The following is an 11,619-nucleotide window of genomic DNA, read 5'->3' on the forward strand; positions in this document are numbered from 1 at the left end:
GTAGAACCCGGCCTTTTTTGCTCAGTTTTCCGCCTGGTTGGCAGACCTGTATTCGAACAGCGTACGGAACACACCCGGCGCAAGGATCGATGCGGGGTTGATGAGCAGATCAGGCTCGTCGAGCGCCCCCCTGACTGCAAAAGTTACACCAATAAGACCCTCGCCTTCTCGGCCACCGAAAATTGGACCAAGCAAGGGAATTTGCTGGAAGAAATTATTCAGTCCGAACAAAGGGACGTAAGTGCCGGTCAGATCGTACTGCCCGGCTTCGGTGAGAATGTTTCCCCGGATCGTGCCACCCACAGTGTCGCCATAGATCGCCGCCTCGACCAGTTCGATCCGGTCACTGAATCTGACAAACTCCACTCTGCCAAAATCAAAATCCATTGCTGAAGCGCCAGCAGCCACTTCCTGTGATTCATCATGCGACCCCAATATCGCATCAAGGTTGTCTTCGTCGACAACAGCGAAATTGCGAACGACAAACTCGCCGGTATCGGTTTCCGAATTTTGGTCGTATCGCATCACCATGCTGCCTTCACCATTTACGAGGCGCGGATAAATGCCGATAAACCGCAATGTTTCTCCCAGATCATTGGTCGCATAGGAAATGATGCGTCCGCTCGGCAATGGATTGGTTGTCGCCGAAGCCGATCGGCCACTGCCGAATTGAGTGGTCAGATTCACCCTGCCTAACTGGTCGCCTCTCACTGAAAGATCGAGATTGACGTTAAAAGCCACAGTGCCGTAATAACCCAGCGCCCGATCCAGATTGACGCTGACGTTAAACGCCTGATCTTGCAGATCCTCGCTCGCGCCAGCCGCTTCATTGCCCTCGAGATTGAAAAATCGCTTGAGCACCGGCTTGAGGTCGAGCTGTTGCCCCCTGATCGCTAATGAATAGCCGTCCTCGACAGGCGTCATTACAACGGTTGCGCTATCGCCCGAACTGATTTGGAACCTGTCGAACTGTGCCGACACCAGCTCGCCGCCCGGACTGAGAGACAATCCGCCCTCAAGCTGCACAGTCCCGAAACCGAGTGCAATATCGGAAACGGCAATTTCATCGTCGCTCAGAGCCACATTTGCCTCGAAGCCGCCAGGAGTGCCCGGCGCTTTACTGATGCCGATATCGCTAATTGTCAGCGCAGCGTCGGTGAGATCCGCCTGTATCTCAATCCTTCCATCATCGAGCGGGCGCGCGACGACGCGCACACTGCCATCCATATATGGGGAAAGATCGATACCCAATTCTGCCGCGTCCGCGACGCCAAGCGTGGATGCAAACGCTAGCTGTGGTGCGCCACTCCCTGACTGTTGTGCTTCCAAATCCACACGCGCCTTGCCCACACTGGCAGCGCCCACAACCCGGAACCCAGCCTGCGAAGCCGTAAACGTCAGATCCGCGTCACTAAAGTTAATGCCCTCTATCGGTCGGGCGCTAGCCATGTTGGAAACCGAGCCATTGAGTGCATAATCGGTGCCAGCCATCTGCCCGGCATCGTCGGTTTCGATGGTCGCAATCACGGTGCCTTCAACGTCTCCTGTCAGGTCCTCCGCCAGCGCGGCGGGATCTATCCCCAAATCGAGCTCTGCGAGCAGGTTGAGCCTATCGCTTGTCAAAACCTTGATGATATCGGGAACAGCGCCGGCAACATCGCCGGATATCTCGAATACTTGATCGGACGCCGAGAGATCCTGATTGATATAGGCGGCATTGGATATCGCAACGTCATCGCCGAAATCAGGAAGCTCGACCTCCTCAAACGCCATCGTTAGCTGATTGTCTCGCATCGTGAGGCGTGCCTCGCCACCAACCTGAAATTCCGGCAGATCCTCAAGTTGTCGCAGGCTGACATTGTTGCCAACGAGATCTATCTTCATGGCGCCTTCAGGCATCGGTCGCGGCTCGCCATCCAATGCAATGCTTCCGACGGGAAATCGAAACTGCATGTCCGCGCCACTAACCGATCCGTCTGCGACATAGCGCGTAAACCACTCGCGCCCCTCAGTGCCGAAAACATAGGGCCACAACCGTTTGATATCGTCGGCAGATGCCCCCCGTCCGCTGAGCGAAACATCGAGCCCTATCCCTTCTCGAACCATGTCGAGTCGACCTTGCACAACGACGCTGACGTCCTGCTTGGCCACAACCATGCGGTCGATACCGACTGCTCCGTAGAGCGGCGCCGACCATCCCTCGTAATGGATTTCATCAAAGGGCTCTGTCGGCGCGTCAAGGTCGTCCGGGTGTAGCCACAAGTCTCGACCACGCAGGGACATGCCCAGCGTGGGCCCGTACTGCTCATCAAAGCCCATAACGATATCGCCGCCTATGGTGCCCCTGCTCTGGCCAACAGAGACTTCGACGTCCGCTATGGAGAACTGTGCCCTATCGGGAATCCAGTCAACAACAAACGGCTCAGCTGACAAGGCGAACAGATCCTTGTTTATCCGAACCCGCGTGCCATCGACATCGACGACAAAACGGCCCGTTCTTACACTGTCACGCCCATCTGCTTCAAAATCCACGGACAAGCCCAGATTGCCCGTCCCCCTCACCGCAACCAGGCTGTTTGCATCATCAAGGAACGGAATGATCGATGAAAAATCGAAATTTCTGAACTGTGCAGTAATCGTTGCGCCTTGCGCACCAATTTCCCGAACGATCTCACCCTTCATCGTCTCACCGGCAATATCGGCGGCAAAATCGGCGGCCACCCGACCGTCAATACGGCCGGATCGGACGTTGAGATCGATATTCTCGATCGAACGGTAAAGTCCATAAACAGTATCGACGAGACCAACGGACCCGTCGCGAATTTCGAACCGCCGAACCTGCCCCCCCATCGCTTGCTCGGAAAGCTGGGCGAGCGACTGATTCAAGGATTGGACATTAACGACAAGCCAGTCATTGTCCGACTGAAGCCCGATATCTTCGGGCCGTCTATCACCGAGTGAAATTCCGTCATCGCCGATTTCGACATTGGGCGCCTGCTGGCGCCCTTCGATAACGCGAACGACAGTTTCGCCGGTACCCTGTTCCTCGATGAACTCAAACCGGGAGAGTCGGGGTCCAAGCAAATCCTGGACAATCTGGAACCGAGGCTTTTTCAGGATCACACGAGCCTCCGGCCGACCGACCAGAAGCCCAATGGGTGATAGCTCGATTTCCAGCGCTTCCGCCTCAACAACGGCATTTGAGGCGCGTTCTGTAAGAACTACAGTTGAAAGGTGAAATCCAATGCTGACCGGTCCCGTCAGGGACAAACCGAAATCGCGCCAATCAACCTCAAAACTCTCGTCGACAATTCCAGCGACTTCGCTCTTGACCCTGTCGGACAAGAACCCGAGCGATATGGGACCAAACAGCAGGCGCACATAGAGCAGTGCAATAAGGATGAGAACGCCAACGCAAAAAAAAGCGACAAGCTTTAGCGCCAAGCGTCGCTTCGGGCCGAAAACTGGTTGCCTGGGACGTGTCGTCTCACTCACTGTCGGCTGCAAGTCCCATAGAAGTATGTGCAAGGGCCGAATTCCAAGAATCGGCTATCAGAGCTGTCTGTTACTGACCATATCGGCTTGAATATGGCACAGATAGCCCGACAGCGCCGTGCTGACCGGGAAATTGACTGAAAGGGGCAAATCCTATGACCCAGCTATCTGTCGGCGACACAGCGCCCGACTTTACTCTCCAGTCGGACAAGGGCACGCCCATCACGCTTTCCGACTTCCGCGGAAAATCGGTCCTCATCTATTTCTATCCACAGGCGGGAACGCCCGCATGCAACGATCAGAATCTTGCCTTTACCGAGAACGCGCAATGGTTCTCGGACCGCGACATCATCGTTGTCGGGATATCCCCCGACAGCGTCGATAAGCTCTCTGATTTTCGACGGAAGCATGGCCTTTCGCCAGTGCTGCTTTCCGACATCGATCACAAAGCCATCGGCCCTTTCGGGGCATGGGGCGAAAAGAAGAACTACGGCCGCACGTATCAGGGGCTCATTCGCTCAACTGTTCTCATCGGACCAGATGGGAAGATCGCGCAGATCTGGCCCAATATTCGGGCCAAGGGCCACGTCGAACGTCTCATGAAGGCGCTGGGTTAGTCCGCCATTAACCAAGGCACTGCATAGTCCCCTGATTAATGTAAGAATTGCGTCGTCAGGGGACTATCAGTGCGTTCGGGGGATCAGTCGATTACACTGGGCCGGCAGAAAGTCGGTCCACGCAGAAATGGCTCCGGTGCCTACTTTCTGTTAACGGCAGTTGTAGCCCTGCTCTTGGTCACTAACGCAGCAACGGCCCTGGCTCTCTATTTCGCACCGGAAATCAACGGCCTGTTACGCAACGACAATTCAATTATTCTGACAGCTTATGAACAGCGCATCACCGAGCTGCGTCTCGAAGTGGATCGTCTGCACTCCCGTCAATACGCTCAGATGGGCGATATGAACCTGCAAATGCATGAACTTGTTCAGCAGCAGGAGGTTTTGTCCGAACAGCATGAGTATGTCCGTGCGCTAACCGAACTTGCCCGAGAAATGGGCGTTTCCGGGCAGCAGGCGGCGCCCGATACCGTAACGACAGGATCAATTGCACCCCAGCCCCTCGCGTTTGCCGGCGACTCGGCACTGCTCGCTGAAACCCTTATTGCCATGCAGGAAGAAACCCGCATGGCCCTGGTGTCGCTTTCCGACGCAGCGACGCTTTCGACAAATGAAATCCTATCCGGGCTGAGCGGGATCGGCATTGAACCCGAGCCGTCGACCGAAAATGTGGGCGGCCCGTTCATTCCCGCTGATGGCGAACAGGGCTCCATTATCGACGAAGCCAATGCCGTGGCAGACGCGTTGGCACGCTATCAGTCAGCGCGACAGGCTTTGGCGACGGCTCCGGTCCAACTTCCCGTCAACGGGACCGTAACCTCTTCTTTCGGAAATCGGACCGACCCCTTTCTGAAGCGCGCGGCATTTCATTCGGGCCTCGATTTTCGCGCATCGACAGGAACGCCGATACTGGCAGCCGCTTCAGGTACCGTCAGATTCGCTGCAGCAAATGGCGGCTATGGCAACATGGTCGAAATCGATCATGGAAACGGGCTGTCCACACGGTATGCCCATATGAGCCAGATTGGCGTAGCCGTCGGCCAATCGATTTCTGGTGGCGAGCAGATAGGCCGCGCGGGGTCGACCGGCCGCTCGACCGGGCCTCATCTGCACTTCGAAGTCCGCAAAGGCGGAAGTGCCATCGATCCATCACGTTTCATTTCAACCGGACGCAGCCTCGCCGCTTATCTTCAGTAGCCCAGCCCGGCATGAAAAAAGGCGGCACCTTTAACAGGTACTGCCACATTTTTTGCGTTCACATAAGCGCGAAATCTATTCTTCGTCCTTGTCTGCCCCCAGCCTTTGAGCAAGCGAAGCTTCCATGAACGGATCGAGAGCACCGTCGAGCACATCGGATGGCGCTGTACTCTCCACTTGTGTGCGGAGGTCCTTCACCAGCTGATAGGGCTGCAGAACGTATGAACGGATTTGATGCCCCCAGCCGATTTCGGTCTTTGAAGCTGCCTCTGCATTGGCAGCCTCCTCGCGCTTTTGCAATTCAAGTTCATACAGGCGCGCGCGCAACATATCCCAGGCCTGTGCCTTGTTCTTGTGCTGGCTGCGTTCGTTCTGGCACTGAACCACGATGCCAGTCTCAATATGGGTGATGCGAACTGCTGAATCGGTCGTGTTGACGTGCTGTCCGCCCGCACCGGACGCTCGGTAAGTATCGATACGGACATCGGATTCACTGACATCGATATCGATCGAATCGTCGACCATGGGATAGACCCAGACGCTCGAGAAGCTCGTATGCCGTCGCGCCTGGCTGTCGTAAGGCGAAATCCGGACTAGCCTGTGTACGCCGCTCTCCGTCTTGAGCCAGCCATAAGCGTTATGGCCCTTGACCAGGATTGTTGCGCCCTTGATGCCGGCTTCATCGCCGGCGCTGTATTCTATGGTCTCAACCTTGAACCCGCGACGCTCCGCCCAGCGTGTGTACATGCGGAACAACATCTGCGCCCAGTCCTGGCTCTCGGTACCACCGGCCCCCGAATGGACTTCGACAAAACAGTCGTTGGAATCCGCCTCGCCTGACAGCAAGGTTTCCACACGCATCCGGGCGGCCGTGCCCTTCAGATCCAGAAGCGCCTTTTCGGCTTCAGCAATAATCTCGTTATCGCCCTCGGCTTCGCCCAGTTCAATCAACTCAACGTTGTCAGCAATTCCAGCTTCAAGTGTTTTGACCGTTTCGATGGCACTTTCGAGAGATTGACGTTCGCTCATCACCTTGCGGGCTTCTTCTGGATCGTTCCAGAGATCACCCGACTCGGATCGGGCGTTCAGCGCGTCCAGGCGTCGTTCTGCGGTATCCCAGTCAAAGATGCCTCCTCAGCAGGCTTAGGGCCTGCTTGATTTCGTCGACCGTCTTGAGAACGTCTGCGCGCATGACTCTTTCCGTTCTTTTTTCAATTCGCCGGCTGACTTAGCGGGATTGAAAGCGACAATCAACCACCCGGCCTCGGTTAGAAAAGGCCGCCGGGCGCAAATCTGGGCTGCTGGCTGGCACCAGTTTGAATATTGTCGAATGCTTGGGAATTCACCCCGATAACCGAGGTCATCAAATTCGGCCCGGTCCCTGGCTTAAAAGCTTCCTGAACACCCGAGCCGCCGGCAACGATCCCTACCCCGGTAGCGGGGTCGATCCAGTCGGTACGCATGCCCTGGGGCACTTGAAACCGCGTGGGCGGAACGCCTTCGAGCGCTGCCGATACGAAATCGGCAAAGATCGGAGCTGCCAACTCACCACCGGTCGAACTCGAACCCATATTGCGCGGCGTGTCATAGCCGACATAGACCCCGACAGCCAGTTCCGGGGTAAACCCGACGAACCATGCATCTTTATAGTCATTGGTCGTGCCGGTCTTGCCTGCTACGGGTCGGCCGATGGCCCGGACAGCAGTTCCGGTGCCCCGCTGCACGACCCCTTCCAACATGGACGTAATCTGATAGGCCGTCATTGGATCAAGAACCTGCGCACGGCTATCGATGATCATCGGCGCACTTTGACCGTGAAAATCGGCTTGTTCACAGGCCTCGCATATACGCTCGTCATGGCGATAAATCGTATCGCCGTAGCGGTCCTGAATTCGGTCGATCAGCGTCGGCGTAATCTTGCGGCCGCCATTGGCGATTGTCGCATAAGCTGCGGTCATACGCATAACTGTCGTTTCACCTGCCCCCAAAGCCATCGCAAGCACATGTGGCATGTCATCGTAGACACCGAACAGGCGGGAATATTCTTCAATCATGGGCATGCCCAGATCACGGGCCAGCCGTACCGTCATGACATTACGTGAAAGCTCGATGCCGCGCCGCAGAGTCTGCGGGCCATAGAAACGGCGCGCGTAGTTTTCAGGCTGCCAGACCGAACCGTCGGCATTGCGGACCTCAAGCGGCGCATCAAGTATAACGCTGGCGGGTGTATAGCCATTATCCAGTGCAGCTGCATAAACTATGGGCTTGAACGAGGATCCAGGCTGCCGCATGGCCTGCGTAGCGCGATTAAACTCGCTTTCGGCGAAAGAAAATCCGCCGACAAGCGCCAGAACACGTCCCGTCCTGGGGTCCATCGCAACAATCGCGCCCTCGATCTCGGGCACCTGACGCAGGGTGTAGACACCCTCCTCGCCTGCGACGGGCTCCACGTAAATGACATCACCGACGCTCAGGAGCTGGTTGAGCGGTTCGCTTACCCAGGTCACAGAACGACCTGGCAGCGTTCCAGTTATGCGCTCCGAACTAACCCTTCCATCCACATCGATCATTGGCCGAAGTCCAATCCGGGCTGAATTGGCGTCCATATCCAGAACCACCGCCAGCGTCCATTCGGGAACGTCGCCCAATGGCGAAATTCCGGCTAGAGCGCCGCCCCAGTCATCCCCGATCTCGATGGTCTCTTCGACGCCATGAAATCCACGCCGCTGATCGAAATCAATCAGGCCATCCATCAGCGCTTTACGGGCTTGCAGCTGCATTTCAGGGTCGAGCGAAGTGCGTACCGACATACCGCCACCGTATAGCGTATCTTCGCCATAAAGGCCGGCGAGCTGTCGCCGCACTTCCTCGGTAAAGTACTCGGCCGAGTAGAGCTGTGAGCCGCCGGCTCGCGGGATGACGTTGAGGTTTTCACTCTTGTAGTCGCTGGCATCTTCGAGAGTGATGTACCCATTCTCGGCCATCCGGTCGAGTACCCAGTTCCTCCGTTCGATCGCGGCTTCAGGACGCCGGAAAGGATGATAGTTCGAGGGCCCCTTCGGCAGCGCGGCAAGGTAGGCAGCTTCGGCATAAGTCAGCTCATAGAGCGCCTTATCGAAGTAGTTTAGCGCCGCAGCAGCAACGCCATAAGAATTCAGACCAAGAAAAATTTCGTTGAGATAGAGCTCGAGGATCTGATCCTTGCTCATGGCATTTTCGATCCGGAGCGCCAAAAGTGCTTCCTTGATCTTGCGGTCCCATGTCTGATCCGACGTCAGGAGAAAATTCTTGGCAACCTGCTGGGTGATCGTGGATGCGCCGACCAGATTGCCCGAGCTGCCTTCGATCATCTGTGCAGCGTTGTCGCGCGCTGCGCGAAAAACGCCGGCAACGTCGATCCCGAAATGAGCATAAAAGTCCTTGTCCTCGGCAGACAGGAATGCCTCCACCACCATTGGCGGAATAGTCTCAACAGGTTGGAACAGACGTCTTTCCCGCGCAAACTCGGCGAGCAACACCCCGTCTGCGGCATGCACACGGGTCGTAACCGGCGGCTGGTAGTCCATCAGTACTGTATAGTCGGGGAGATCATTATTGAGCAGGGCCACGTAGTAGGCGACACCACCCAAAACGATCAGTCCGGAAAAGACACCGAAACCGAACAGCCAGCTTAACAGTCGAAACATTGCGTTCTCACACGGGCTCGCACCCAAACATTGCGCTATTCCCCGCGATTCTGAGTCTACCAGAATCCGGTGCATTTGCGCACCAAAACCTTTAGAAACACATCAAAACGGTGTGTGCCGGTTCACCCGCCCGCGCTCAACTTGCCAAGCACTTCGGCAACGCGACGTTCGTCGAACGGTTTGGAAAGCACCTTCCCACCTGGCACTACATCATCCGCTGACACGCTGTGGCCCGTTGCGAGAACAATCTGAATGTCAGGATAATCGCGATGCACGGACCATGCGAGTTCCGTCCCCGACATCCCAGCCAACCCGATATCGGTCACAAGGAAATCGATTTTCTCGCCGGCCAGCAATTCAAGCGCGGTCTCAGCGCTTGAGCATTCCAGAACGCTTAAATTCAGCTCGCGGATCATATCCGCCGTCGACATGCGGATCAGTGGATCGTCCTCGACAAGCAGCACTTTTTCAAGCGCACCATCCGTTTTAGGCGCTGCCTCAGTGATCGACGTGACGCCCGTCCGGTCGGCAAGCACCTGTCGCACGCGGCGCGCCAGTGCGTTTCGCGTGTAAGGCTTGGAGAGAAGTTCCACTCCGGCGTCGAGCCGCCCACCATGCACAATGGCGTTTTCAGTATAGCCGGAAGTGAAGAGCACCCCCAAATCCGGAATGGACGAACGCGCCTTTCGCGCCAATTCCGGGCTCTTGAGGGATCCGGGCATCACGACGTCAGTGAACAGCATGTCGATTGCGACGCCACTTTCCACGATCGCCAGTGCGCTTTGCGCATCGTTGGCCTTGAGAACCTTGTATCCAAGATCCGTAAGCATCTCGACGACAGTCGCCCGCACAGCCTCATCGTCCTCAACCACAAGGATGGTTTCGCTGCCACCGGTAATTGGCCCCATGTCCACCGCACGCACGACGTCTTCCTGGGCATTGATGCGCGGAAGGTAAAGCTTGACCGTGGTACCCTCACCCAGCTCGCTATAGATCTTGATGTGGCCGCCAGACTGTTTGATGAACCCGTAAACCATCGACAGGCCAAGCCCGGAACCATTGGCCCCGCTTTTGGTCGTAAAGAACGGCTCAAACACCTTGTCCAGCACATCGGGCGCTATGCCGGTGCCGGTGTCCGTCACGGCGATAACGACGTACTGACCAGGCGCGACTTCCTCATGTTGTAGCGCATAGGCGTTGTCGAGAAATGCGTTACCGACCTCAATTGTCAACTTGCCGACGCCGTCCATCGCGTCGCGCCCGTTGATGGCCAGATTGAGAAGCGCATTCTCGATCTGATTGGGATCGACCATCGTATTCCAAAGCCCACCCGAAGCCATGGTCTCGACCTCGACTTCCTCACCCAGTACCCGGCGCAACATGTCGCCCATACCGTTAACGAGGCGCCCCACATTGAGGGCTTTGGGCTCAAGCGGCTGACGCCGCCCAAAGGCCAGCAATTGCTCGGCCAATTTCGCACCGCGCTCGACACCCGCCATTGCATTCTCGAGCCGCTGGCGAGCACGCGCATTATCGCCTACATCGCCATAAAGAAGCTGAATATTGCCCGAGATCACCTGCAACAGATTATTGAAGTCGTGAGCGACGCCTCCCGTTAACTTGCCCAGCGACTCCATCTTTTGAGATTGCTGCAAGGCCAACTCAACCTGCCGACGCTCTGCGATTGCATCGGCCACTCGGGCTTCCAGGCTCTCATTGAGTTCCTTGAGCTTTTCTGAGGCAACGATTTCGTCGGTTACGTCATGGCCCTGAACAAATATGCCAGCCGTGGAACCATCGTCAGCAACAATGGGCTGGTAAATGAAATCGAGGTAACGATCGACCGGCGCCCCACTTCGGCCGGTCGTAAGTTTCATACGCATCTGTCGGCCAAGATACACTTCGCCGCTTTCGTAGACTTGGTCGAGCAGCGCAACAAAACCTTGGCTCACGACTTCAGGCAGGACCTCAGCAACCGTTTTGCCCACAACATCGCGCCCGCCGACAACCTGTTCGTAGGCGGCATTGGCCATTGTGAACACATGGTTCGGCCCCCAAAGAACAGCCATAAAACCGGGAGCTTGCTCGAATAGCAGGTTCAGCCGTCTTGCCTCGGCGCCCAATTGGTCGTTCAGTGCCTGAACTTCGCGCGCACGCCTGAAGACCGTAGCCTCTACGGCCTCGCCCTCTCTGCCTGGCTCGGCATGGGCCATTGAACGCAGCCGCTGCAGTTCAGTAACGTCGGTCGTGTGCTGAAGAACATAGGCCGTCTGTCCGGCATCGTCGAGCAACGGCACGTGCGTCGCTGACCAGTAAAGGTGCTCCACTAACCCGCCCCGCTCAATATCGTATTGAATGAGCGGCAAGTGATCGATGCCGCCCCCGGCGATGACACGCTCGAGCGACGACAGCAATTGCTGATGGCTCGCCGTTTCCGGATCGCTGGGAAATGCATCAAACATTGTTTTGCCAAGAATGGCATCCAGTCTGCGTTCCGTGACGTCGAGATAGGCTGCATTGGCCGCAACAATACGCAGATCGCGATCGAGCAGAACGTACGGGTTAGGCGATTTCTCGAAAAGCGCGCTGAAGTCGATCGGCGGTGTCAATGTCGCTGGATCCTC

The 11,619-nt window shown here is 56.6% G+C and carries 6 protein-coding genes; 2 read left to right on the plus strand and 4 right to left on the minus strand.

The window, feature by feature from the left end:
• Nucleotides 1-21: 21 nt before the first annotated feature.
• Nucleotides 22-3,444, minus strand: a complete 3,423-nt coding sequence (locus tag ACN0TA_RS08600) for a hypothetical protein (RefSeq protein ID WP_417581758.1) — start codon at nucleotides 3,442-3,444, stop codon at nucleotides 22-24.
• A 206-nt stretch (nucleotides 3,445-3,650) separates the two neighbouring features.
• Between ACN0TA_RS08600 and bcp the strand changes: the two genes are divergently transcribed.
• Nucleotides 3,651-4,112, plus strand: coding sequence for a thioredoxin-dependent thiol peroxidase (gene bcp, locus ACN0TA_RS08605; protein ID WP_417581760.1), 462 nt, complete (start codon nucleotides 3,651-3,653; stop codon nucleotides 4,110-4,112).
• A gap of 69 nt (nucleotides 4,113-4,181) precedes the next feature.
• Complete coding sequence (locus tag ACN0TA_RS08610) at nucleotides 4,182-5,309, plus strand: M23 family metallopeptidase (protein ID WP_417581762.1); 1,128 nt, start codon at nucleotides 4,182-4,184, stop codon at nucleotides 5,307-5,309.
• A 75-nt stretch (nucleotides 5,310-5,384) separates the two neighbouring features.
• Here ACN0TA_RS08610 and prfB read toward each other — a convergent pair.
• The 3 genes from prfB to ACN0TA_RS08625 all read right to left on the minus strand — a co-directional run bounded on the left by prfB (nucleotide 5,385) and on the right by ACN0TA_RS08625 (nucleotide 11,604).
• Nucleotides 5,385-6,501 (minus strand): peptide chain release factor 2 gene (prfB, locus tag ACN0TA_RS08615; protein ID WP_417581764.1). Its coding sequence is split into 2 segments (ribosomal slippage): nucleotides 5,385-6,431 and nucleotides 6,433-6,501, totalling 1,116 coding nucleotides; the frame shifts between segments, so codons are not numbered across the junction.
• A gap of 76 nt (nucleotides 6,502-6,577) precedes the next feature.
• The gene (locus ACN0TA_RS08620; protein ID WP_417581766.1) at nucleotides 6,578-8,995 is read right to left on the minus strand and encodes a penicillin-binding protein 1A; all 2,418 of its coding nucleotides are present in this window, start codon (nucleotides 8,993-8,995) and stop codon (nucleotides 6,578-6,580) included.
• Nucleotides 8,996-9,117: 122 nt separating this feature from the next.
• Nucleotides 9,118-11,604 carry a response regulator gene (locus ACN0TA_RS08625; protein ID WP_417581768.1) on the minus strand — a complete coding sequence of 829 codons (2,487 nt, stop codon included), beginning with the start codon at nucleotides 11,602-11,604 and terminating at the stop codon, nucleotides 9,118-9,120.
• Between the last annotated feature and the right edge of the window lie 15 nt (nucleotides 11,605-11,619).

The organism is Pelagibacterium sp. (assembly GCF_048264985.1).
Taxonomy (GTDB): domain Bacteria; phylum Pseudomonadota; class Alphaproteobacteria; order Rhizobiales; family Devosiaceae; genus Pelagibacterium.

What these genes read in the sequence shown, in the direction of transcription:
- bcp (WP_417581760.1), top strand. Translation starts at nt 3,651, where the DNA reads ATGACCCAGCTATCTGTCGGCGACACAGCGCCCGACTTTACTCTCCAG.
- ACN0TA_RS08620 (WP_417581766.1), bottom strand. Translation starts at nt 8,995, where the DNA reads ATGTTTCGACTGTTAAGCTGGCTGTTCGGTTTCGGTGTCTTTTCCGGA.